Raw genomic sequence first — 23,790 nt, forward strand, 5'->3', positions numbered from 1 at the left:
CGGTCTCCTTCGCCTCCGATCAGGCGAGGGTCAAAGTGAGGACGGCGCTGTACTCACCGGCGGCGCTGGACTCGGGGACACCGAGATTCAGCGCCGCGCCGCACGTGGAGCTGCCGAGGCTGCTACCCGTTTCGGCACTGCACAGGGTCTTGCTGGCGCCCAGGCCGGTGCCCGGGGCGACCGTTCCGCCCGGCGTCACGGCGTTCTGCACGCCGTTCGCCGCCTTCAGTCCACTGGCCACGACCGACGCGGTCGGGGTCCAGCCGAGGTTCGCCGCGGGGATGGTGCCGGCCGCCGACGTGAAGTCGGTGACCTGACCCACCAGGTCCCACCCGGCGTTGGTGCCGCGCAGGTCGCTGACCGTCACGGGGTTGAGGCTGCCGGTCGCGGTCTGGCCCGGCGTGGCCGCCGACAGGTTCACGTCGGAACCGGCCGACGTGAGGGTGAGCGCGCCACCCGCCACCGCCGCCTTGATCGTCTGAGCCGCCGAGCCGTTTCCGGGCTCAGGGTCGGTCGGATCAGTCGGGTCGGTCGGATCGGTCGGGTCCGTCGAAGCCGAGGCGGACGCCGACGCCGTCACCGGGTCGAGGTCCGTGCCGGCCGCGTAGAAGCCCGCGAACGCGGCCGCGCCGGCACCGGACAGCTTGGCGGCGAGACCGGAGAAGGTCACGGCGCCGTCGGTGACGGCCGGAGCCTTGGTGGTCAGCGTGGCGAGCTCGGCACCGACCAGGTGCGCACCCGCCTGACCGGTGGCGACCAGGTCCACATCGGCCAGCAGCTGACCGACGCCGGATCCGTCCACGACGACCTTCGGGTTGGCGACGGTGATCGTGAAACCGTGCAGCGGGTAGGAGAACACGACGGTTCCCCGGTATTGCACGGCCGCGGTGCCGGCCGCCGCGTCGTAGGTGCCGCCGCTGGCCGGGAAGTCGAACGTCCCGTCCGCATTGGTGGTGGCGCCGTTGCTGGTGGCGATCGGCGGGGTGCCGTTACCACCGGACACGTAGCCGCGGAACGATGCCTTGAAACCCCAGTCGAGGCTTCCTCCCGCGACGTCGGTGGCGGCCGCCATGGCGGGCGCGGCCACGATCAGGGACGCCGCGGTGCTCAGGCCGATCAGGCCCGCGCGCAGGGCGGCCCGATTCAGGCCGAGGGTTGTGCCCATGCTCTGGATTTCCTTCCGGTGAGAGGGGCCCGCTCGTGCGGGTCCAGTTAGGGTAGCCTTACCTAACGCTCGGGACAATTCAAGATCCAGTTCCGCCCGGGCGGGGAATCCGGTGGAGGAAGACAGGTGCGCAACGGCTGGAGAGCTGCGGTAACAGCTCTCGCTCTGCTGACGATCGTGATGACCGGCACTCCCGCCCAGGCCGCCGGAAAGCTCTCGGTCTCGAAGACGAAAGGCCTGGCCCGGGCCGGGCAGACGGTTACCGTGACCGGCTCCGGCTACGACGTGACCAAGGGCATCTATGTCGCGTTCTGCCTGGACAACGGGGCCGGGGTGCTGCCCTCGCCGTGCGGTGGCGGCGCCGACATGACGGGCAGCTCCGGCGGCTCCGCGTGGATTTCGTCCCATCCGCCGTCATATGGCGAAGGACTTGCCACGCCGTACGGAAAAAATGGGTCGTTCCGAGTGTCCATTCACGTCAGTCAGATGATCGGGACGATCGATTGCGCGGTGCGCGGATGCGCGATCGTGACCCGTAACGATCACACCCGCAGCAATGATCGATCCCAGGACGTGCGTGTCCCGATCCGATTCGCTGCCGCCGCAACCGGCAGCGGATCGGGTGTGTCCGCCACCCCCGTGCCCGGGTCGACGGCGGCTGCGCCCGCCGTCAAGCAGAGCAAACCGATCGGGCCGCCGTCCGGGAAGCTGGCCACCGAGGCGCCGCCGGCCGCGGCCGTCACCGAGGTGGCCGAGCTGCAGGCGTTCGCACCCACGCTGACCAGGACGAGTACGGCTACGCCGCTCGGGCACTGGTGGGCGATCGGCGGCGCGTTCCTCACCGGCCTGCTGCTCGCCGTGGTGACCGGGCGGATCCGCCGCGCGCGCCGGGGGTCGATGTGATCCGCCGCCTGCTCCTGGTGTCGGCGCTGCTGCTCGCCGGCTGTACCTCGGTCAGCGACGTGGGGGTCGCCGACACTCCCGCCGCCGCCGGCGCGTGCGGTGTCACCACCGCCAAGCTGGACTCCGAGGACGTAACACCGCTCGACCCGCGGCCGGTCCCGGCGCTGCCGGTCACCGTCGACTCGGCCGACGGCCGTAGGGTCACCGTCACGAGCGCCGACCGGATCCTCGCCGTCAACCTCTACGGCTCGCTCGGCGAACTCGTCTTCAGCCTCGGCCTCGGCGACCGGTTGATCGGGCGGGACACGTCCACCACCTTCCCGTCGGTGGCCAAGCTTCCGCTGGTCACGCCGCAGGGGCACGACCTGTCGGCCGAGGCGGTCCTCAAACTCGATCCGACCGTGCTGCTCGCCGACGACAGCATCGGGCCGGCCACCGTGCTCGACCAGGTGCGCAAGGCCGGCATCCCGGTGGTCATCGTGGACGACACGCAGACCCTCGACTCGGTGCCGAAGCACATCCGCGCCGTCGCGGCCGCGCTCGGCGTGGCCGAGGCCGGCGAGCGCCTGGTCACCCGGGTGCAGACCGAGATCGACACGGCTCGCAAGGGCGCTCCGGCGGACGGGCGGAAGCTGCGGATCGCATTCCTCTACGTACGCGGCACCGCCGGGGTGTTCCTGATCGGCGGCAAGGGCGCCGGCTCGGACGCGATGATCGAGGCGATCGGCGCCACCGACGCCGGCAGTGCCGTCGGGCTCACGAAGTTCCGGCCGCTGACCAGCGAAGGGCTGATCAACGCGGCACCGGACGTCATCCTGGTGATGACCGAGGGCCTCAACTCGGTCGGCGGGGTCGACGGGCTGCTCGAACTGCCCGGCGTCGCGCAGACCCCGGCCGGGGCGAACCGGCGCGTGGTCGACATGGACGACGGCATCCTGCTCAACTTCGGCGGGCGCACCGGCGAGGCCGTAGCGGCGTTGTCCAAGGCGGTTTACGGGCCGTGCTGACCGCGTACAAAAGAATGGGTTTGATCGGCTTTCTGGTTGTTGCTCTGGTGGTTGTCTGTCTCGTCGCGGCCGGTAAGGGGCAGGTGCCGATCTCGCCGGCCGAGGTGGCCGGGTCGCTGCTGCACCGCCTCGGGCTGCATGTCGGGCCGCTGCCGTCGGCCGTGCAGGGCGAGAACGCGCTGTGGCTGGTGCGGTTCCCGCGCGTCGTGCTCGCCGTCGTGGTCGGTGCGTCGCTGGGCTGCGCGGGTGCGCTCATGCAGGGCGTTTTCGGCAACCCGCTCGCCGAGCCCGGCGTCGTCGGCGTCTCCTCCGGAGCCGCCGTCGGCGCGGCCGCCGCCATCGTCAGCGGCGTCACCTTCCTCGGGGCCTGGACCACCGCGGCCGCTGCCTTCGCCGGCGGCATCGTGACCACCTTTGTGGTGTACGCGATGTCGCGCGCCGCCGGGCGCACCGAGGTGGTCACGCTCGTCCTGACCGGCGTGGCCGTCAACGCCACCGCCGGTGCGCTGCTCGGGCTGCTGATGTTCCGGACCGACGACGACGGGGTACGGGCGATCGCGTTCTGGCAGTTGGGGAGCCTTGCCCAGGCGACCTGGGCGGCCGTCGCGGTGGCCGGGCCGTGCGCGATCGCGGGGCTGCTCGTCGCCGTCGCGCTCTCCCGCAAGCTGGATCTGCTCGCCCTCGGTGAGCGGCCCGCGCAGCACCTCGGCGTCGACACCGAGCGGCTGCGGATCACCGCGATCGTCGCGACCGCGCTGCTGACCGCGTCGGCGGTCGCCTTCACCGGGATCATCAGCTTCGTCGGGCTGATCGTGCCGCATCTGATCCGGATGGTGGCCGGGCCCGGGCATCGCGTGCTCGTGCCGGCCAGTGCGCTCGGCGGGGCCGTGGTCGTCGTCACCGGTGACCTGATCGCCCGGACCGCCATCGAATACCAGGAGTTGCCGCTCGGGGTGCTCACCGCGGTGGTCGGCGGGCCGGCGTTCTTCTGGCTGCTGCGGCGGACCCGGGCGCGGGCGGGAGGCTGGGGATGAAAGCCACCGGAGTGTCGGTGTCGCTCGGCGGCCGGACGGTCGTCTCCTCGGTGGACCTGCACGCCTCCCCGGGCGAGATCGTGGCGCTGGTCGGGCCGAACGGTGCCGGCAAGTCCACCCTGCTGGCCGCTCTCGCCGGGGATCTGCCGTTCGCCGGGGAGATCTCGCTTCGGGACAAGCCGCTGCGCTCCTACCGGCCGGTGGTGCTCGCCCGGCAGCGGGCCGTCCTTCCGCAGAAGGCGGCGCTGTCGTTCCCGTTCACCGTCGGGGAGGTCGTGCGGATGGGGCGGGCACCCTGGGCCGGGCAGCCTGAAGCGGCCGATGACGAGGACGCCGTGGTCGAGGCGATGCGGCTGACCGAGACGACCGGGTTCGCGGCCCGGCCCTTTCCCGCTCTCTCCGGTGGGGAGCAGGCGCGGGTGGCCCTGGCCCGGGTGCTCGCTCAGCGGACGCCTCTGCTGCTCCTTGACGAGCCCACCGCCGCGCTCGACCTGCGCCACCAGGAGTTGGTGCTGTCGGCGGCCCGGGACCGGGCCGCGGCCGGTGCTGCCGTGGTGGTCGTGCTGCACGATCTGGGACTGGCCGCGGCCTATGCCGATCGGGCCTATGTGCTGGCCGGCGGCGAGGTGCGCCGCGAAGGGCCGCCGGCGTCGATCTTCACCGCGGAACTGCTCTCCTCGGTCTACCAGCATGAGGTCGAGGTGCTCCCCCACCCGCGGACCGGGACGCCGTTGGTGGTGCCGCGCCGCTGACTCTCCGGGCTGACTCGGGGGTCCTCCCCGATGTGCGTCGGGCTTTCGGACGGAAAGCTCGGCGGCAATCGACGGGGAGGAATGTCCACGATGCGAATCCCCGTTCACCGACTACGCGATCCTCGGCGACCGGGCGCCCGCTGTGCGGAGATCACCCGGGCGTACGTGGCGGCCTTCCTCGACCGCACCCTGCGCCATCGGCCGGCCCCGCTGATGAACGGGCCGTCCGCCGCCTATCCGGACGTGGTCCGGCAGTCCCGCTGACCGGCCGCTCGGATCTCCTCGGCGATCCTGGTCCGATCGTCGGTCACGCCCAGCAGCAGTTGAAGCAGCAGGCGCGCCTTGTAGGGATCCAGGGCTCCGGACGGGACCAGGCCGCGGCTCAGCATGTCCCGTTCGGAGCCCGGGAAGGCGTAGGTGCGGAGGCCGACGTAACCGGCGCCGGTCCGTGACGCGAGGACGACCGGGATCCGGGTCGCGATCTCCGCCAGGGGGCGCACCCATGACTCCGGGACGTGCCCGACGCCGAAACCGGCGATGACCAGGCCGTCCACCGGATCGGCGACGGCGCGCAGCAGTGTGCCGTCGTCGCCGAGGGTGGCCGGGTAGAGGGCGACCCTGGCTTCCGTGGTGGGCCTGGCCGGGAGCGTGTATCTGGTTGGCGGGTGGTTGACGATGCGGGTCTCGCCTTCGACCACGTAGCCGAGCGGGCCGCCGTTCGCGGAGGCGAACGCGGCCACGTGCATCGAGTGGGTCTTGCGGACCCGGGCGGCCGCGTGGATCTCGTCGGCCAGCACGACCAGGCAGCCGAGGCCGCGGGCGGCCGGATCCAGGGCGACAGTGATAGCGGCGAGCAGATTCGCGGGGCCGTCGGCTCCGGCGAGGGTCGGGTTGCGCATGGCGCCGGTGACGACGATCGGGCGGTCGCCCTGGTGCAGCAGGTCGAGGACGTACGCGGTCTCCTCGATGGTGTCGGTTCCCTGGGTCACCACCACGCCGGCGATGCCCGCCTCGAACCGCTCCTGGATCAGGTCGGCCAGCTCGGTCAGGTCGTCCATGGTCAGCGACGCGCCGGGTTTGTTGCGGAAGCTGTGCGCTTCGACGTCCAGGCCCGCGGCCAACTCCTGCGCCGACAGGCTGGGCACCACGCCGTCGGCCGCGGTGCCGGTCATCGCGATCGTGCCGCCCAGCCCGATGACGAGCACCTGCGGGCGGGCGATCACTGCTGGGCTTCGATCGTGGACCGGGCCTCGGCCAGCTGCCGCACGATGACAGCGGCGCCCTCCGACTCGGCGATGCCGTGCGCCGAGCCGAGGATCGCGAGCGCGTCGGCGCGGCGGTCCTGGGCGGCGGCGATGTAGGCCAGGCCGACCATGTTGGCGGCCACCCCCGGCAGCTCGCCGTCCTCCCGGCGCAGCCGCGACGACTCCTCCAGGTGCTCGCGCGCCTCGTCCAGCCGGCCGGCCGTGTGGGCGGCGATCCCCAGGTGGCGCAGCGCGTGCGACCGGATCGACCGGTCGTCGGAACGGGCGGCCTGCGCCAGGAACGGCACCGCAGTCTTGTCATCGCGGCGGATGTACTGATGCAGGCAGCCGATCCAGAACAGCGCGTCGGCCTCGCCGCGTGTGTCGCCCAGCGCCCGGTACAGCTCCAGGGCCCGCTCGAACAGCGGCAGCTCGGCCGGGTCCTCGCCGCCGGCCCGATCGTTCTGGTAACGCACGTGCAGCAGGCGCCCACGGGCCAGCGCGGTATCGGCCTCCGCCACGTCCAACTCCCGCTCGACCTCGGCCAGCCCGCTGGTGTCTCCACTGAAGACGGCCCACTCGATTCGATCCTTGCTGCGCAACGCCGCCCCCGTTTCCTCGTCGAACCCGCAGCCTAGGGCGCATCTGACGGATCGCCCAAGTGCGAGGCGAGGTCCAGAGTGTGGCTGGCGTCGCCCGCGACGCGCCCTCATACCGGGGTTGTATGTGGGCGCGTCGCGGGCGCCGTCAGGCGCGCTCTGGGCCACGCCGCAGCCCTGGGTGATCCGTCAGATGCGCCCTAGGGTCCGTCCTGCCGGTCACGCCGCCCCGCCCGGGTCAGCCGGCCGCCAGCAGGCGGGCCAGTTCCGTCCGGGAGCGGACGCCCAGCCGGGCGAACACGTTGCGCAGGTGGTGGTCGACGGTGCGCGGGCTCAGGTGCAGCTGCTGGGCCACCTCCCGGTTGGTGGCGCCGTCGGCGACCAGGCCGGCGATGCGCTCCTGCTGGGCGGTCAGCGCCGGGCCGGCCGACGGCGTCACCGCGGTCGTCCTGTCCCCGGCGGCCCGCAGCTCCCGGGCCGCCTGCGATGCCCACGGCGCCGCGTCCAGGCGGTGGAACGTCTCGGCCGCCCGGCGCAGGTGGTCGCGGGCCTCCAGGTGGCGACGGCGGCGGCGCAGGTGACTGCCGTACAGCAGTTCGGTGTGCGCCCGCGGAAATCCCTGGTCGTGGCGGCGCAGCGCCTCGCGGAAGTGGTCGTCGGCGGCGTCGCCGTCGGTGGTCTGCAGGGCGCGGCAGCGGGCGCGCAGGGCCAGCCACGACGCCTCGCCGGTGCGGGCCGCCCAGCTGTCGAACGCGGGCAGCGGCGGCGACGCCGTGCCGGCCGCCTCGATCAGGTGCGGGATCACCGCCACCCGCAGGACCGCCGAGGCCCGGCCGGGCGGGGCGGCGACGATCGCGGCCAGCCGGGTGGCGGCGTCGGCCGGGCGACCTTCGACCAGGTCGAGCAGCGCGTACGCCCAGTCGGTCAGGTCGCGGGCGTCGTCGTGCCGGGCGGTGGCCTCGGCGGCGCGGCGTTCGGCGGCCGGGCGGTCGCCGACCAGGGCGGCCAGGACGGCGAGCAGGGCCACGTGGGTGTCGGCCAGGTCGAGGCGGGCGGCGCGGCGGGCCGCGGCGGCGCCGTCCAGGGCGGCGTCGGTGGCGGCGTCGTAGCGGCCGGCCGCCAGTTCGGCGTACGCGGCGGCCTCCAGCGCCGCCGGGACCAGGGCGTGCGCGCCGGCCGCGCGGGCCAGGGCGGCGGCCCGGGTGGCGATCTGCGCGCCGCGCCGGTCCTGTCCGATCAGGATGCCGGCCATCGCGGCCGGGATCAGCAGCTTCGGGTCGTCGACCCGGTCGGCCAGGTGCAGGACCGTCCGGAAATGGCCGAACGCTCGGTCGTCGGCGCCGGCCATCAGGTCGGCCAGGCCGGCGATCTGCTCCAGCGCCAGATCGAGTCCAGCTGCCAGGTGCACGGCTTCCACCTGCCGGGCCAGATCGGTTCCGGCTGCCCGGTGCGCGGCTTCGACCTGCCGGGCCAGGGCGGTGAAGCGGCCGGGATCGCCGGCCCGGCCGCAGGCCTCGCCGGCCAGCAGCAGGGCCTCGATCGCGCCCGGGAAGTCGGTGGGCAGCAGCTCGGCGGCCACGTCCAGGAGCGAGTCGCGGGCGGCGAGCGGGGTGCCACGCATGCTGACCTCGGCGGTCAGCGCCCGGGCCCGGGCGCGCACGGCGACGGTGGCGGGCGATCGGGCGATGCGCCGGAGCAGCGGGACGGCGTCCTGCGGCCGGCCCGCCGCCCAGGCCGACCGGGCCGCGCCGAGCAGGGCGGCGGCCGGGTCGGCGGTGAGCCCGGCCGCGTACCGCTGGGCGATCGCCGCCTCCGCGGGTGCGGCACCGGCCGACGCCGCGATCAGCTCGCGGGCGAGCGCGTCGTCCGGCGCGACCGCCGTCGCGGCCCGATGCAGCAGGGCCGGGAGGTGCCGGCCGCGGGCCTCCAGGACCCGGGCGAGCGCGAGGTGGGCGGCACGCCGCCGGCCGACAGGCGCGTCCTGATAGATGACCGTCCGCAGCACCGGCGGCCGAAACCGCACCTCCGCGCCGACCACCTCGACCACTCCGGCCCGTTCCGCCGGCCCGAGATCGCCCAGCTCGAGGTCGCCCAGCGCGGTGGTGAGTGCGGCCAGGTCGGACGCGCTGGCGTGTGGTGGCGCGGCGGCCAGCAGCAACAGGTCCCGGGTCGGCTCCGGGAGGCCCGCCACGACCTCCCGGAGCCGAGTCCCCAGGGCGCTCGACGGTGGCAGGTTCGCCGGTGGCGGTGCGAACCCCCGCCGCTGCTCCACCGTCAACGGCGAGCCGAGCTCGACCAGTGCGCCCGGATTGCCGGCGGCCAGCTCGACGAGCCCGTCGGCCACCTCGTCGGCGATGTCCGGCGTGAGGTGCCGGATCAGCGAGTGCGCGGCCGGTGAGTCGAGCGCCCCGACGTGCCGGACCGGCAGGCCGGACGCCACCTCCCGCCCGGCCGGCGTGTCCACCGTGGTGGCGAGCAGGGTGACCGGTGCGCCCGCGAGACGCCGCACGGCCAGCTTGAGCAGCTGCCACGACGGAAAGTCGAGCAGCTCGGCGTCGTCGACGAGACAGAGGATCGGCCCGCGCCGGGCCGCCGCCGCGCGAAGCAGCGCCACGACCGACAGCCCGATCTGAAGCCGGCAGTCCCCCGCGGGCCGCCCGCCGATCGCCCGGATAAATCCCTCATGTCGTCCCACCGGCAGGTCGTCGAGGACGGGGCCGAGCAGGCGCTGCAACCCCGAATACGACATTTCCGATTCGTCGGAGAAGCCGGGCGCGGACAGAACGGTCGCGGCCTGCCCCGCCACGGCCCGCAACACCGCGCTGCGGCCCGCCCCCGGCGAACCCAGAAACACCAGCCCACCACCACGGGACAGCACGGACAGCCCACTGCCCACGGCGTCCGACCGCCCGAAGAGGACAGGTTCTTGCACTACACGTGCATCAACCATGCCCCCGAGTCTCACCCCCGGCACACCCTACGAAAAGGCCCTTTTCGCCTGGCGAAGATTTCCCCCCGGTTACACCGAGATGGCGACAGCCGGTGATTTCGCCGATGCGCTCCCCCGCGACCCGACCGAACACTGACCGGCCGGATGCCGGTGGCCGGGCTGAAGCGCTTCGTGGACGACGACACCCGCTACGACCAGTTCATCTGCGCCGGCCCGACCGGTTCGAGCGTCTCCGACTACCGCAACACCTGCCCGCTGTCCTGACCGGCGATGATCGCGGTCATTTCCGTCGCATCGGCCTCGTACGCCGTCTCACCGGCGTACGGGTCGCGGGCATGCAGCGTGTGAAACAACGGCGAGTGCGGGCCGCCGAGATCGACCAAGGATGCGGATGCGCCCTTGACCGCCCGTTCGGTTCCCGGCGTGGCGGTCAGATCGATGCGAGTGACGACGCCCGGCGTGACCCAGACCGGCACCGAGGCCAGCATGCCGAACAGCTGCAGGTGGAAGTGGCCGCAGAGGATGAGCCGGACGTCGGTCGCGGCGATCGCGTCCGCCAGCTCCGATCCGTTCCGCAGCCCGAGAGCGGCCTGCACCGCCACACCGGGGACCGCGACCGGCGGATGATGAAAGGCCAGAATTGTCGCGTACGGCGCCGGTTGCGCCAGGACGCCCCGCAGCCAGGCCAGTTGCGCCTCACTGATCCGCCCGTAGCTCTTGCCCGGCACGAGCGAGTCGAGGGTGATGATCCGATATCCGGACACCATGGTCACCGCCGCCCGCTCGCCATCCGCACCGCCGAATTGCGCCACCGGCCGGTCACGGCCCGCGGCGTCGACATGCCCGCTGCCCAGCACCGCGGTGAACGCCGTCCGCTCATCGTGATTGCCGGTGCTGAAGAGCACCGGAACGCGACGCGCACGCGCAAAGGCAACCACAAGATCCCGAGTTTCGGTGTACGCCTCCGGCGAACCGTCGTCGGCGATATCGCCGGTAACCACGACCACGTCCAGGCCCGGAATCTCGCGGCAGTCGTCCAGGATCCGGCGCAGCGACGCGCGGGTGTCGACGCCGTCGCTGTCCAACCCGTGCGCCCGGGTCAGGTGGGTGTCCGACAGGTGCAGAATTCGCAGCTTGTTGGCGGCCTTCATGATCATCTAGCCTCACGGTTCATGAGCGAGGGCAACATCATCGGATGGGTAATGGTCTGGCTGCTGGGGTTGGCCGTGCTGTACCGGGTGATCCGGACGGCCGTTGCCCACGGCATCGCCGACGCCGACGAGAAGCGACGTAGGTCCGCCCGGCCGAACTGAACCGGTCATGGGTGCCAGCGGGCGCGCAGGACGCCGTCGGGGTCGGGCAGCACCGCCGTCATCAGCGGGTGGCGCTCGTCAGTCAAGATCGATATCGCTGTGGCGGCCCCGGCGTTCGCCAGACGCTCGGCCGGCGTGATGCGGTCGTCCTCGCCGGTCAGGTGGCTGCGGATCCGGCCGTTCCGGTCCTGCCAGACCAATTCCACCGAATCGTCCGCGCGCAGCGAGCGCAGCACCGCCGCGACGTCGGCGGTCAGGTCGGGCCAGACCAGCAGCCGCGCGCGGGGTGCCAGGCGGCCACGGACGGCGCGCACGGTTTCCGGCGCCAGCCGATGCCACCGCGAACGGTTGACGATGTACCCCTCCTCCAGCAGCACCCCGCCCCGCGCTTGCGTCAAACGCTGCAGTTCGGCCCAGAACATCTCGTCGGCGGGCCGGACGGGGGTGTCCTCGTCGTCCAGCTCGCCGAACGCGTACGGCGAGTCCGGGATCGGCTCGGCAAACAGACCATGGTCCTCGGCGAAGACGACCGACCGCGGGCAATCGATCCTGCTGCCGACATAGACGTACTGGTCCCAGCCGACATGGACGAAGAAGTCGTCGCCCGCCTCCAGCCGGCAGAACCCGCGCTCGCCGCGCAGCATCGACCGGACCAGCTCCAGCGCGCGGTCCACGCTCACCTCGACGCCGTCATGATGGATGTCGGCGTCCATGGGGGCCGACGGCTCCCGGATCGCCAGCGACTCCACCCCGGTCTCGGCGGCGAAGGCCGCGACCGACGCCAGATAGGCGGCCTCGACCGGGCCGCGATCGCTGTCGATGTCCGCGGTGCCGAGGTAACGGCCCTGTTCGTCGCGGTCGGCCGGATCGTATTTCGTCAGGCGCCACACGAAGCGCGACCCATCCACGAGCCGGCGCGCTTCGGCGAGGACCTCGGCGTCGATCTCCACCGGGGGCGGGCCGTCGTACTCCTCGGCGTCGTAGACGTCGTCCAGCACGACCAGGCGCGCACCCGGGCCCGACCAGTCGTGGCCGAGGACGCGGTGAGCCCACACGGTCAGGGCGGAGGGCTCCATCTCACCGGCCACCACCCGGGCGGCCAGCACCGTCAGGGCGGCTTGCACGCCCTCGGCGCTTCCAGGCTCGTAGTAGGGCAGGCCCACGTCGGCCAGGGCCGCCTCCAGCAGGTCGGGAACCTCCTGGTCGGCGTGGCGGGCGGAGACGCCGGCGAGCATGGCCAGGGCGGTCCCGTCGTGGTCGGTCACCAGCAGGTCGCAGGCCGCCGCCACCAGGTCGGCGGCGTCGACCTGTTCGACGCTCCAGAGGGCGGCCAGGTCACGGGCCCGGGCTCGGGCTTCGGCGGGTTCCACCCGGTAATGGTGGACCACCTCGGCGCCTGGATCACCCGCATTTCGGCCCGCGGGGGCGTCAGTCGTCGATGGCCTGGTAGATGGTGGTCCAGAGGTCGTTCCACAGCGGCAGGGTCTGATCGCCGGCGTGGGCCTTCTGCATCATGACGATCGCGGTCAGGTCCTCGGCGGGGTCGTTGTACCACGCGGTGCCGTAGAAGCCGGGCCATCCGTAGGTGCCGGCCGACGGCCCCAGGTGGGTGCGGCGGGTGCGGACCGACATGCCGAAACCCCAGCCCATCGCGTCAAAGTAGTCGGGCGTGAAGCCGGAGACCGCCTTCTGCGCCGCGGTCAGGTGATCGGTGGTCATCAGCGTCACCGACGGCCGGGACAGGATCCGCTCACCTCGGTGGATGCCGCCCGCGCTCAAGGCCGAGGCGAACGCCAGGACGTCGTCGGCGGTCGAGACCAGACCACCGCCGCCCGCCTCGAACACCGGTGGCCGGCTGAACCGGCCGTCGGGAGCGTCCTCGACGACCCCGTTCCGATCGTGGTGATAGGCGGTCGCGAACCGGTCAAGAGTGCGCACGCAGAAGGCGGTGTCCGTCATCCCCAGCGGGTCGAGGATCCGTTCGTGCAGCGCCTCGCCGAAGGACTTGCCGGTGGCGCGGGCGATCAGTACGCCGGTCACGTCGGCGGCGGTCTCATACATCCAGCGCTCGCCGGGCTGGTGGACCAGCGGGATGGCGCCGATCCGGGCCAGCCACTCGTCGGGCGGCGGTGCGCCGACCCCGTCCAGCGCTTCGGCGATCGGGCCCTCGAAGATCATGCCGGTACCGAGCGTGAAGGTCAGCAGGTCGCGCAGGGTGATCGGGCGCTTCGCCGGCACGGTGTCGGTCAGCGGGCCGGCCGGGTCGGCCAGCACCCGCATGCCGGCCAGCTCCGGCAGGAAGTCGTCGACCGGGTCGTCGAGGCGCAGCGTGCAGTCCTCGACCAGCGTCATCGCACACGCGGCGGCCAGCGGCTTGGTCATCGAGGCGATCCGGCAGATCGTGTCGGTAGCCATCGGGGTCGCCGAGCCGGCGCCCTCGAACGCAAGATGGCCGGTCGCCTCGACGTGAACTTCGCCGTGGCGCGCGAGGACCACCGTCATGCCCGGGACGAACCCGGAGTCGACGTGCCGTTCGAGCCGGTCGCGCAGCCGCACAAGTCGTTTCTCCGAGAAGCCGCCGACAGTCACCCCGACAACTTACCGATTGCCGGCGGCCGGCGACGGCCCGGAGTTGCCGAGAGCTCGGCGTGGGAGGCAGATGTCGCCGGCCGCCGACGGCCCGGTTTTGCGGAGAGCTTGGCGCGGCAGACAGAAGCCGGCGGCCGGCAACGGCCCGGCGCTACGGAAAGCTCGGCCCGGCAAGCAGATGCCGGCGGCCGGTGACGGCCCGGTGTTGCGGAGAGCTTGGCGTGGGAGGCGGGTGCCGGCCCTGGTGCGGTTGGGGTGGGGTGAGACCGCGTATCTATATTTGTGCGGCTCTGACCCGCGCTGCCTCCCGGACCGCGCTGGTGTTTTTCCGGCCGGCCCGGGAACCGCTCAGCTTGGCGATGATGTGGTCCTTGACCGTGATCGGGAAATAGAGAGGGTGCTCGCCGGGCGGCACGAACCGTGGCAGCGTCTCGATGAGTGCGTCGGCGTTGCCGTCGTGGAAGAAGGCGGCTGAGCGGCGGCGCCGGATCGTCCCGTCGATCACCGGGGGCTTCACCCGGTGCAGGGTGGACATCCAGACGTCGTTGGTCAGGCGGGCGGTGATGTCGCCCAGGTTGACCAGCAGCGCGCCGTCGGCGGGGCGCACGTCGTGCCAGGCCTGGTCGGTGCCGAGCACCTGCAGGCCGTCGACCTGGTCGGCCCAGAGGACGGTGACGATGCCGAAGTCGGTGTGCTCGCCCATGCCGGTCAGGTCGGCGCCGAGCTCGATGTCGCCGGGCGGGAGGGCGTAGTTGTTCATCCGCAGGACGTCGATCGAGTGGTCGGTGATCCGGTCGAAATAGCCGGGGTCGACGCCCAAGGCGGCGGCGAAGATGCTGGTCAGCGTGTGGGCGACGCGCCGCGCCTCGGCGAAGTGGGCCTCCACGCCGGGCTGGAAACTGTCGAGGCCGGCCGGCCAGGTGTTCGGGGTGTCGTCGTCCGCCGGGCCCACGTTGAAGGCTTCGAAGAAGTCGTTCATGCGGCTTACCGGGTCGACGCCGAGGCTGTAGCTGAGCGACTCGCTCTTGGGCGGGCTGTAGCCCCGATTTTCCGCGGGCGGGCGGACGTAGCTCTTCTTCTCGGCCAGGGGGCGGCCGAAGAAGTCGTCGATGGCGCCGGCCAGGCCGTCGGTGATCTCGGCGGGCACGCCGTGCCCGACGATCTGGATGAAGCCGACGGTGCGGCAGGCGTGATCGAGCTCGCGCACGGCCCGCGCCTTCTCCGCGGCGGGACCACCGGTCACCCAGGCGCTGATGTCGACGATCGGAACCTCGAACATGCCGTCAGTCTGCGCGGACATTGTTTCCACCTGGTCAGGACACGTAGCGCAGCCGGCCACCTCTCGATGGAAACGGCGTTTCCACCAGAGTACCGGGCCGGCCGGGCATTCAGGGGCCCGGCCGGCCCGGCGGTTATTTGGCTCTTCGGGTGACCACCCGCTGCAGCACGATGAAGCCGAACAGCAGCAGCCCGATGATGATGCGGGTCCAGGCGGCGTTCAGGTCGCCCTGGAACGTGATGATGGTCTGGATCAGGCCGTAGACCATCACGCCCAGCAGCGACCCGAAGACGTACCCGGATCCGCCGGTGAGCAGCACGCCGCCGATGACGCAGGCGGCGATCGCGTCCAGCTCCAGGCCCTGGCCCTGCAGCGCCCAGCCGGAGGTCGAGTTGATGCTGAACAGCACGCCGCCGAGCGCCGCGCAGAAACCGCTGAGCGTGTAGACGGCGATCTTGGTGCGGCCCACCGGCAGGCCCATCAGCAGCGCCGAGTCGGCGTTGCCGCCGACCGCGTAGACGTTGCGGCCGAAGCGGGTCCAGGCCAGTACGGCCGCCGCGATCAGGACGACCACCACCGCGGTGACCGAGGTGACCTTGGTGACGACGCCGTCGGCGAGCACGATGCGGTATTCGCTGAGGCTCTTCCAGAGCTTGTCCCGGATCGGGATCGAGTTCTGGTTGATGAACAGCGCTATGCCGCGGGCCAGGAACAGCCCGGCCAGGGTGGCGATGAAGGGTTCCACCTTGAAGAAGTGGATCACCGCGCCCATCCCGGCGCCGAGCAGCGCACCGAGCAGCAGCACCAGCGGCAGCACCACCAGGGGCGGCCAGCCGCCGGCCAGCAGGGTGGCGGTCAGCGTGGTGGTCATCGAGATGACCGCGCCGACCGACAGGTCGATGCCGCCGGTGATGATCACGAAGGTCATCCCGACCGCGACGACCAGCAGCACCGCGTTGTCGCGGAACAGGTTGACCACGACGCTGGGCTGGCCGAAGTTGCGGTAGTTGGCCACCCCGGTGAAATACATGATCAGCAGCAGGGTGAGGGTGGCCAGGATCGGGATGTACTTGGTGTTCGGCAGGTACACCCGGCGGCGCGGGTTGGTCGGCGAGTTGCTCTTGTTCGTCGCCGGGGTCATGTCGACGGTGGTCATGCGGGCACCTCGGCTCGAACGGCGGTCGCGGGACGCGGCTTGATGCGTCCGAATACCTTCTGCCGGAACGTCGCGGACTGCGAGAGGCACAGCGCCACGACGATGACGGCCTTGAACAGCAGGGTGGCCTTGCTCGGCACGCCGACGGCGACCACGGTGACGCCGAGCGTCTGGATCAGCAGGGCGCCGATGACCGTGCCGGCGATGGAGAACCGGCCACCGATCAGCGCGGTCCCGCCGATCACCACGGCCAGGATGGCGTCCAGCTCGATCAGGTTGCCGGCCGAGATGCTGTCCGCGCTCTTGATGTTGGCGCTGTAGATCAGGCCGGCCAGCCCGGCCAGGCCGCCGGAGACCACGTAGGTCATCACGGTGATCCGCCGGGACCGGATGCCGGCCAGCCGGCTCGCGGTCGGGCTGCCGCCGACCGACTCGAGCAGCAGGCCCAGCGCGGTCCGCCGGGTCAGCAGCACGGTCAGCACCACGGCGCCGACGGCGATCAGGAACGCGACCGGCATCGCCAGGAAGAAGCCGGTGGCGATGGTCGCGTACGGGCTGGACTGCACGTTGATGATCTGGCCGTCGGTGATCAGCTGGGCGACACCGCGGCCGGCCACCATCAGGATCAGCGTCGCGATGATGGGCTGGATGCCGACCGCCGCGACCAGCGCGCCGTTCCACAACCCCAGCACCAGCGACACGACGATCGCGACCCCGATGATCAGCAGGACCGAACCGACGCTGTTCTGATTGCCGAGGTCGCTGATCAGCAGGCAGGCCACCGCCCCGGAGATCGCCATCACCGAGCCGACCGACAGGTCGATGCCGCCGGTCGCGATGACCAGCGTCATGCCGAGCGCGACCAGCAGCAGCGGCGCGCTCCCCCGCAGGATGTCCGGCAGCGTGCCGAACAGGTGCCCGTCCCGGACGGTGATGAACTGGTTGGAGGTGAACATGTTGACGACCAGCAGGGCCACCAGGATGACGGCGGGCCAGAACAACCGGTTCTTGAGGATGGTCATGAGGTAGCTCCGCTGGCGATGGTCTGCATGATGCGGTCGGCGTCGACGCCTTCGGTGTTCTCCAGCTCCTCGACGAGCCGCCGGTCGCGCAGCACCTCGATCTTGTGGCTGAGCCGGAGGACCTCCTCGAGCTCGGCGCTGACGAACAGCACCGCCACCCCGCCGTCGGACAGCTCGGCGACCAGCTTCTGGATCTCGGCCTTGGCGCCGACGTCGATGCCCCGGGTGGGCTCGTCGATGATGAGCAGCCGCGGCTCGGTGATCAGCCAGCGGGCCAGCAGCACCTTCTGCTGGTTGCCGCCGGACAACATCCGCACCTCACGCTCCGGGTCGGCCGGCCGGATCTGCAGCGCCTTGATGTACTTGTCGACCAGCTCGTCCTGCTTGCGGCGCGGGATCGGCCGGGTCCAGCCGCGGGAGGCCTGCAGCGCGAGGATGATGTTCTCCCGCACGGTGAGCTCGCCGAGGATGCCCTCGGTGCGGCGGTTCTCCGAGGAGAACGCGATCCCGTGCTTCATCGCGGCCTGCGGGCTGCGCAGGGTCACGTCCTTGCCGTCGATCTGCAGGGTGCCGCTGTCGGCCCGGTCGGCACCGAAGAGAAGACGGGCCAATTCGGTACGCCCGGAGCCGAGCAACCCGGCCAGCCCGACGACCTCGCCGGCGTTGATGGTCAGGTCGAACGGCGCGATCGCACCGGTCCGGCCGAGGCCGGTCGCGGACAGGATCGGCGCCGCCTCGGCGGTCTTGGCCCGGGTGCGCTGCGCCTTGTTCTCCAGGTCGTCGAGGACGGCCAGTTCCTTGCCGATCATCTTCTCGACCAGCTGCACCTGCGGCAGCTCGGCGGTCTTGTACTCACCGATGAGCTTGCCGTTGCGCAGCACGGTCAGCCGGTCGGAGACCTCGTAGACCTGGTCGAGGAAGTGCGAGACGAACAGGATCGCCACGCCCTCCTCCTTGAGCCGGCGCATCACCTTGAACAGCTGCTCCACCTCGGAGGCGTCCAGGCTGGAGGTCGGCTCGTCGAGGATGAGGACCCGGGCGGAGACGTCCACCGCGCGGGCGATCGCCACCATCTGCTGGATGGCCAGGGAGTACGTGTCCAGCGACGCCGAGACGTCGAGGTTGAGGTCGAGCCGGGCGAGCAGCTCGGCGGCGCGCTTGCGCATCAGGCCCCACTGGATGCGGCCGAGACGCCGCGGTTCGCGGCCGATGAAGATGTTCTCCGCGACCGACAGGTTGGTGCAGAGGTTGACCTCTTGATAGACGGTGCTGACCCCGGCCTTCTGCGACTGGAGCGGGCCGGTGAACCGGACCGCCGCGCCGCCCAGGGTGATGTCGCCGCCGTCGATGTCGTAGACGCCGGTGAGCACCTTGATCAAGGTGGACTTCCCGGCACCGTTCTCCCCCATGAGGGCGTGGATCTCACCCGGGAACAGACGGAAGTCGACGCCGTCGAGGGCGACGACGCCGGGGAAGACTTTACGGATCCCGGTCATCTCGAGAACCGGGGAGGGCTCGCCCATTCGTACTCCGTTTCGTGCCCGCGGGCCGGCCCCGGGCGAACCCGGGACCGGCCTGCGATGAGCGATCAGTACTGACGGTTGGGGAGCTCGGTCTTGGCCTGCTCCTGGGTGAAGGTCGTCTCCTTGGTGAGGATCCGCTTCTCCGGGCTGCCGCCGGACTTGACCTGCTTGACCACGTCCATCAGCTGTGGGCCGAGGAGCGGGCTGCACTCCACGATGTAGTTGATCTTGCCCTCGGACAGGGCGGTCATGCCGTCCTTGACCGCGTCCACCGTGATGATCTTGATGTCGGTGCCGGGCTTCTTGCCGGCCGCCTCGATCGCCTCGATGGCACCGAGGCCCATGTCGTCGTTGTGCGCGTACAGCACGTCGATCTTCGGCGTCGACTGCAGGAAGGTCTCCATCACAGTCTTGCCCTGCGCCCGCGTGAAGTCACCGGTCTGGGACTTCACAATCTTCAGGTTCGGGTCCGCCGCGATGGTGTCCGCGAAGCCCTTCTGCCGGTCGATGGCCGGGGCCGCACCGGTCGTGCCCTGCAGCTCGACGATGCTGACCGGGCCGGTCTTGCCCTTGTACTGGTCGACCAGCCACTGGCCGGCCTTCTTGCCCTCCTCGATGAAGTCCGAGCCGAGGAAGGTCACGTACAGCGAGGTGTCCTGCGAGTCGACGGCGCGGTCGGTCAGGATCACCGGGATGCCGGCGTCCTTGGCCTCCTTGAGCACCGCGTCCCAGCCGGAGGTGACCACCGGCGAGAAGGCGATGACGTCGACCTTCTGCGTGATGAAGGACCGGATCGCGGTGATCTGGTTCTCCTGCTTGCCCTGGGCGTCGGCGAACTTCAGCTCGATGCCCGCCGCCTTGGCCGAGTCCTGGATGGACTTGGTGTTGGCGGTGCGCCATCCGCTTTCCGCACCGACCTGCGAGAAGCCGAGGACGATCTTGCCGTCGCCCGACCCCGAGCCGGTGGAGTCGTCCTTGCTGCCACAGCCGGCCAGGGCCGAACCGAGCAGCACGACTCCGACCATCGCCACAGACAGTCTCTTGAGCACTACTTCCTCCTTCAGGGGGCGAACCAGAGCCATCGCGCGGGGTTGTGAACGTTAACAGGGAGAGGTGCCCCGCGCACTCGTCAGCTTCAAATGGGGGAACTGCCGTGGTGAAGATCGGTCCTTCACCACCGGGACCTACCCGGGGCTTCGATGACGCCTCCGGTACTGCGTTTCCGGAGTGTTACCGTTCTCAACAGGCGAGTCAAGAGGTGATCGCTCTTTGTTACCGGAAGATTGCATCGATGGCTGCGAGCAGGCACTGTCCGATCCGTCCGCCTCTTCCATCGATGAACTGTTCGCGCTCACAGCCCGGACCAGCCAGTTCGCGAGCGCGGCCGGCCTGCGCAACACCCGACCACACCCCGGAAGCACCGACCAGAAGGCCGCCCGAACCGACGCGGTTCCGATACGGACGGGCAACGCCGGCTTCCCGGCCGATCGGCGCCGCAGCACTGGATACTCGATAGATCGACGTCAGTCAACCTCTTGAGATCGTTAACAGAGTTGACCGTGAATCCGCCGTCAAGATCATCAGCAGGAAACCCTGCGGAAATCCGCCCGACACCGGCGGCGAGCTTGACAAACGCGCTCAACCAGCGGTTTCCGCACCTCAGAACGCGACTCGGAAAATGTCACGAACAGATAACGGGGACGGAGCGAAGCCTTGACAGCACGCGGCGGAGACAGCCATGTTTGCGTTCACATTCTGGCCACCGGTCCAGACCTACGCGGTCATACCGCGGCCTCACCATTCCGAAAGGGACCGCCGATGAGCGCCCGTGCACGCCTCGCACGACGAGATGGGCCGGGGCGCACCGGCACGGCCGGGGCATGAGCACCGCCCTGCCGCCCCCGCACCGCGGGCCGGTGATGTCCGACGTCGCCGCGCGCGCCGGCGTCTCCCATCAGACCGTCTCCCGGGTTCTCAACGGCCACCCGCACGTCTCCGCGACCACCCGCACCCGGGTGCTGGCCGCCATCGCCGAGCTCGGCTACCGGCGCAACCTGTCGGCCCGGGTCCTCGCCACCGGCCGGTCCAACGTGATCGGCGTGGTCGCCCAGAACACCACGCTCTACGGACCGTCCAGCATGGTGCAGGCGATCGGCGAGGCCGCCCTCGGCGCCGACCTGTCGCTCACCGTCGGGCACGTGGCCGGGTACGACGCCACCGCCGCCTCCCGCCGCATCGTGGAGCGGCTGGTCCAGCAGGGCGCGGCCGGCCTGGTCTTCATAGCGCCGGTCGACGCGGCCGCCGAGGCGATGCGGCTGGTCCCGGACGGCGTGCCGATCGTGACCGTGGACGGCCTGCCCGAATGGCAGGTCGCGAACGTGTCGGTCGACCAGTACACCGGCGGCATGATGGCCACCCGCCACCTGCTCGCCGCCGGGCACCGCACGGTCTGGCACGTGGCCGGGCCCGAGCAGTGGCACGGCAGCCGCGCCCGCGAGGACGGCTGGCGGGCCGCCCTGGCCGAGGTGGGCGCGATGGCGCCGCCGATGGCCCGGGCCGGCTGGTCGGCGGCGTCCGGCTACCAGGTCGGGCGGATGCTGGCCCGGATCCCGGACTGCACCGCGATCTTCGCGGCCAACGACCACGTGGCGCTCGGCATCATGCGCGCGCTGGCCGAGCAGGGGCGGCGCATCCCGGACGACGTCAGCATCATCGGCTTCGACGACGTGCCCGAGGCCGGTTACTTCCACCCGGCGCTGACCACGATCCGCCAGGAGTTCGGCGACGTCGGCCGGCAGGCGCTGCGGCTGCTGCTCGACCAGCTCGCCACCGGCGTCAAGTCGGCCGAATCGGCCCTGGTCGAGCCGGTGCTGGTGCCCAGAGACACGGTCGGCACGCCGGTTCCGGTAGCAATTCTGGAAGGGAACAAGACATGAGTCTGGTCATCGGAGTCGACTTCGGGACGCTGTCCGGGCGGGCCGTCGTGGTCCGGGTCAGTGACGGCGCCGAACTCGGGTCGGCGGTCCACGCGTACGCCCATGGTGTTGTCGAGAAGCACCTGCCGGGCCAGGAGGACAAGCCGTTGCCGCCGGACTGGGCGTTGCAGGTGCCGCAGGACTACCTCGACGTGCTGCGCCACGCGGTGCCGGAGGCGCTGCGGGCGGCCGGCGCCGACCCGGCCGACGTGATCGGCCTCGCCACCGACTTCACCGCCTGCACCGTGCTACCGACCCTCGAGGACGGCACGCCGCTGAGCGAGCTCGACGCGTTCAAGGACCGGCCGCACGCCTACATCAAGCTCTGGAAGCACCACGCCGCGCAGCCGCAGGCCGACCGGATCACCGAGGTCGCCGCGAAGCGCGGCGAGGCGTGGCTGCGCCGCTACGGCGGTCTGATCAGCTCGGAGTGGGAGTTCGCCAAGGCTTTGCAGGTCCTCGAGGAGGATCCGGAGGTGTGGGCGGCCACCCGCTACTGGGTGGAGGCGGCCGACTGGATCGTCTGGCGGATGACCGGGGTCTACCTGCGCAACGCCTGCACGGCCGGGTACAAGGGACAGTTCGTGGACGGGCAGTACCCGTCCCCGGCGTACCTCGCGGAACTCAATCCTGATTTTTCGGATTTTCCGGAGACGCGGCTGGATGCGCCGATCGGGCAGCTCGGGCAGGCCGCCGGGACGCTGACCGAGGAAGCCGCCGCCTGGATGGGCCTGCACACCGGCGTGGTCGTGGCGGTGGGCAATGTGGACGCGCACGTCTCCGCCCCGGCCGCCCAGGCCGTCGAACCGGGCCAGCTCGTCGCGATCATGGGCACCTCGACCTGTCACGTGATGAGCGGCGACGTGCTGCGCGAGGTCCCGGGCATGTGCGGGGTGGTCGACGGCGGCATCGTCCCGGGGCTCTGGGGTTATGAGGCCGGCCAGTCCGGCGTAGGCGACATCTTCGGGTGGTTCGTCGAGAACTCCACGCTCGGGCACGAAGAACTCAGCGAGCTGGCGGCGCGGCAGCCGGTCGGGGCGCACGGGCTGATCGCGCTCGACTGGCACTCCGGCAACCGCTCCCCCTTGGTGGACCACGAGCTCTCCGGCGTGATCATCGGGCAGACCCTGGCAACCCGTCCGGAAGACCAGTACCGGGCGCTGATCGAGGCGACCGCCTACGGAACCCGGCTGATCATCGAGACGTTCCGGAACTCCGGCGTCGAGGTCAACGAGCTGATCGTGACCGGCGGGCTGCAGAAGAACGCGCTGCTCATGCAGATCTACGCGGACGTCACCCGGATGCCGATCAGCCTGCTCGACTCCGACCAGGGGCCGGCCCTCGGCTCGGCGCTGCACGCCGCGGTCGCGGCCGGCGCCTACCCGGACATCCGGGCGGCCGCCGCGGCGATGGGCCGCCGGGTCCAGGGCGCCTGGACCCCTGATGAGGCCAATGCCGACCGTTACGACGCGCTGTATGCCGAATATCAGACGCTGGTCGACTATTTCGGGCGGCACGGCAACGACGTGATGCGGCGCCTGCGCAAGATCCGCCGGGAGGCCCTCCGATGAGAGATCTCCTGCGGGAAGTGCTCGAAGCGAACCTCCGCATCGCCAAGGAGGGGCTCGCCACCCTGACCTGGGGCAACGTCAGCGGCGTCGATCGCGGCGCCGGCGTCTACGTGATCAAGCCGTCCGGCGTTCCGTACGACCGGCTGACCGAGGACGACCTGGTCACGGTCGAGATCGAATCCGGTCTCACCATAGGGGGCAGGCTCAAGCCCTCGGTGGACAGCGAGACCCACCGGCTGCTCTACCAGGCGTTCCCGAGCATCGGCGGGATCACCCACACGCACTCCACGCACGCCGTCGCGTTCGCCCAGGCCCGCCGGGACATCCCGGTCCTCGGCACCACCCATGCCGACAACTTCAACGGCCCGATCGCCGTCACCCGCGATCTGACCGCCGAGGAGTGCGAGCACGACTACGAGCGCAACACCGGCCTGGCCATGCTCGACACCCTCGACGGCGACCCGGACTCGGTGCCCGCGGTGCTCGCCGCCAGCCACGGCCCGTTCACCTGGGGACCGACGGCGATGAAGTCGCTCGAAACGGCGATCGTGTGCGAGGAGGTGGCCCGGATGGCGATCCACACCCTCGCGCTCAACCCGGCCGCCGAGCCGCCCGAGCACCTGATCCGCCGGCACTACAGCCGCAAGCACGGACCCGGCGCCTACTACGGCAACGTCCCCGACCCGCGTACACCGGAAGCAGGATGAG

General features: G+C 71.1%; 21 protein-coding genes and 1 pseudogene. 10 read left to right on the plus strand and 12 right to left on the minus strand.

The annotated features are described in order from the left end of the window. Nucleotides 1-19: 19 nt before the first annotated feature. Nucleotides 20-1,165 carry an HtaA domain-containing protein gene (locus Adu01nite_RS30700; RefSeq protein WP_203731913.1) on the minus strand — a complete coding sequence of 382 codons (1,146 nt, stop codon included), beginning with the start codon at nt 1,163-1,165 and terminating at the stop codon, nt 20-22. A 126-nt stretch (nt 1,166-1,291) separates the two neighbouring features. On the opposite strand from Adu01nite_RS30700, the gene Adu01nite_RS30705 reads away from it, so the two are divergent. The 5 genes from Adu01nite_RS30705 to Adu01nite_RS30725 all read left to right on the plus strand — a co-directional run bounded on the left by Adu01nite_RS30705 (nt 1,292) and on the right by Adu01nite_RS30725 (nt 5,125). Beyond that, nucleotides 1,292-2,068: a hypothetical protein gene (locus tag Adu01nite_RS30705; protein ID WP_239132812.1), complete on the plus strand. Its 777-nt coding sequence runs from the start codon at nt 1,292-1,294 to the stop codon at nt 2,066-2,068. After that, entirely contained in the window at nt 2,065-3,075 is a 1,011-nt protein-coding gene (locus Adu01nite_RS30710) for a heme/hemin ABC transporter substrate-binding protein (RefSeq protein WP_239132813.1), read from the plus strand. The genes Adu01nite_RS30705 and Adu01nite_RS30710 overlap by 4 nt, the downstream gene beginning before the upstream one ends. Nucleotides 3,076-3,089: 14 nt before the next feature. Beyond that, nucleotides 3,090-4,109: a FecCD family ABC transporter permease gene (locus Adu01nite_RS30715; protein ID WP_203732174.1), complete on the plus strand. Its 1,020-nt coding sequence runs from the start codon at nt 3,090-3,092 to the stop codon at nt 4,107-4,109. Next, a complete protein-coding gene (locus Adu01nite_RS30720) occupies nt 4,106-4,861 on the plus strand; it encodes a heme ABC transporter ATP-binding protein (protein ID WP_203731915.1) in 756 nt (251 codons plus the stop codon). The genes Adu01nite_RS30715 and Adu01nite_RS30720 overlap by 4 nt, the downstream gene beginning before the upstream one ends. Nucleotides 4,862-4,951: 90 nt before the next feature. Further along, a complete protein-coding gene (locus Adu01nite_RS30725; protein ID WP_203731917.1) occupies nt 4,952-5,125 on the plus strand; it encodes a hypothetical protein in 174 nt (57 codons plus the stop codon). Here Adu01nite_RS30725 and Adu01nite_RS30730 read toward each other — a convergent pair. From Adu01nite_RS30730 to Adu01nite_RS30740, 3 genes are all read right to left on the minus strand, one after another. Then, the gene (locus Adu01nite_RS30730) at nt 5,095-6,084 is read right to left on the minus strand and encodes an asparaginase (RefSeq protein WP_239132814.1); all 990 of its coding nucleotides are present in this window, start codon (nt 6,082-6,084) and stop codon (nt 5,095-5,097) included. The two genes, Adu01nite_RS30725 and Adu01nite_RS30730, sit on opposite strands and share 31 nt — an antisense overlap. Next, nucleotides 6,081-6,707, minus strand: coding sequence for a tetratricopeptide repeat protein (locus tag Adu01nite_RS30735; protein ID WP_239132815.1), 627 nt, complete (start codon nt 6,705-6,707; stop codon nt 6,081-6,083). The genes Adu01nite_RS30730 and Adu01nite_RS30735 overlap by 4 nt, the downstream gene beginning before the upstream one ends. A 235-nt stretch (nt 6,708-6,942) precedes the next feature. Next, nucleotides 6,943-9,636 (minus strand): helix-turn-helix transcriptional regulator, encoded by a 2,694-nt coding sequence (locus Adu01nite_RS30740; protein WP_203731921.1) that lies wholly within the window; start codon nt 9,634-9,636, stop codon nt 6,943-6,945. Between the two features lie 168 nt (nt 9,637-9,804). Here Adu01nite_RS30740 and Adu01nite_RS30745 point away from each other — a divergent pair. Further along, nucleotides 9,805-9,918, plus strand: a pseudogene (locus Adu01nite_RS30745) (poly(ethylene terephthalate) hydrolase family protein); the annotation flags it as partial. Here Adu01nite_RS30745 and Adu01nite_RS30750 read toward each other — a convergent pair. Beyond that, on the minus strand, nt 9,891-10,811 hold the full coding sequence (locus Adu01nite_RS30750; protein WP_203731923.1) for a metallophosphoesterase: 921 nt from the start codon (nt 10,809-10,811) through the stop codon (nt 9,891-9,893). The pseudogene Adu01nite_RS30745 and the gene Adu01nite_RS30750 sit on opposite strands and share 28 nt — an antisense overlap. Before the next feature lie 15 nt (nt 10,812-10,826). Between Adu01nite_RS30750 and Adu01nite_RS30755 the strand changes: the two genes are divergently transcribed. Beyond that, the gene (locus Adu01nite_RS30755; RefSeq protein WP_203731925.1) at nt 10,827-10,967 is read left to right on the plus strand and encodes a hypothetical protein; all 141 of its coding nucleotides are present in this window, start codon (nt 10,827-10,829) and stop codon (nt 10,965-10,967) included. A 5-nt stretch (nt 10,968-10,972) separates the two neighbouring features. Here Adu01nite_RS30755 and Adu01nite_RS30760 read toward each other — a convergent pair whose 3' ends face one another. From Adu01nite_RS30760 to Adu01nite_RS30790, 7 genes are all read right to left on the minus strand, one after another. Continuing rightward, a complete protein-coding gene (locus Adu01nite_RS30760; RefSeq protein ID WP_203731927.1) occupies nt 10,973-12,337 on the minus strand; it encodes a hypothetical protein in 1,365 nt (454 codons plus the stop codon). A 58-nt stretch (nt 12,338-12,395) separates the two neighbouring features. Beyond that, nucleotides 12,396-13,556, minus strand: coding sequence for a serine hydrolase domain-containing protein (locus tag Adu01nite_RS30765; protein ID WP_203731929.1), 1,161 nt, complete (start codon nt 13,554-13,556; stop codon nt 12,396-12,398). Nucleotides 13,557-13,830: 274 nt separating this feature from the next. Further along, entirely contained in the window at nt 13,831-14,856 is a 1,026-nt protein-coding gene (locus Adu01nite_RS30770; RefSeq protein WP_203731931.1) for an isopenicillin N synthase family dioxygenase, read from the minus strand. A 112-nt stretch (nt 14,857-14,968) separates the two neighbouring features. Continuing rightward, nucleotides 14,969-15,991 carry a galactofuranose ABC transporter, permease protein YjfF gene (yjfF, locus tag Adu01nite_RS30775; protein ID WP_203731933.1) on the minus strand — a complete coding sequence of 341 codons (1,023 nt, stop codon included), beginning with the start codon at nt 15,989-15,991 and terminating at the stop codon, nt 14,969-14,971. Further along, a complete protein-coding gene (locus tag Adu01nite_RS30780) occupies nt 15,988-17,013 on the minus strand; it encodes an ABC transporter permease (RefSeq protein ID WP_203731935.1) in 1,026 nt (341 codons plus the stop codon). Before Adu01nite_RS30780 ends, yjfF begins: the two co-directional genes overlap by 4 nt. Further along, nucleotides 17,010-18,536: a sugar ABC transporter ATP-binding protein gene (locus tag Adu01nite_RS30785; protein ID WP_203731937.1), complete on the minus strand. Its 1,527-nt coding sequence runs from the start codon at nt 18,534-18,536 to the stop codon at nt 17,010-17,012. The genes Adu01nite_RS30780 and Adu01nite_RS30785 overlap by 4 nt, the downstream gene beginning before the upstream one ends. A gap of 65 nt (nt 18,537-18,601) precedes the next feature. Then, nucleotides 18,602-19,561: an ABC transporter substrate-binding protein gene (locus tag Adu01nite_RS30790; RefSeq protein WP_239132826.1), complete on the minus strand. Its 960-nt coding sequence runs from the start codon at nt 19,559-19,561 to the stop codon at nt 18,602-18,604. An 894-nt stretch (nt 19,562-20,455) separates the two neighbouring features. Between Adu01nite_RS30790 and Adu01nite_RS30795 the strand changes: the two genes are divergently transcribed. The 3 genes from Adu01nite_RS30795 to araD are packed head-to-tail and all read left to right on the plus strand — an operon-like array spanning nt 20,456 to nt 23,789. Next, nucleotides 20,456-21,472 (plus strand): LacI family DNA-binding transcriptional regulator, encoded by a 1,017-nt coding sequence (locus tag Adu01nite_RS30795; RefSeq protein ID WP_203732179.1) that lies wholly within the window; start codon nt 20,456-20,458, stop codon nt 21,470-21,472. Then, entirely contained in the window at nt 21,469-23,082 is a 1,614-nt protein-coding gene (gene araB, locus Adu01nite_RS30800; protein WP_203731941.1) for a ribulokinase, read from the plus strand. The genes Adu01nite_RS30795 and araB overlap by 4 nt, the downstream gene beginning before the upstream one ends. After that, complete coding sequence (araD, locus tag Adu01nite_RS30805; protein ID WP_203731943.1) at nt 23,079-23,789, plus strand: L-ribulose-5-phosphate 4-epimerase AraD; 711 nt, start codon at nt 23,079-23,081, stop codon at nt 23,787-23,789. The genes araB and araD overlap by 4 nt, the downstream gene beginning before the upstream one ends. Nucleotide 23,790: the final 1 nt, after the last annotated feature.

This window comes from Paractinoplanes durhamensis (genome assembly GCF_016862175.1).
Classification (GTDB): domain Bacteria; phylum Actinomycetota; class Actinomycetes; order Mycobacteriales; family Micromonosporaceae; genus Actinoplanes; species Actinoplanes durhamensis.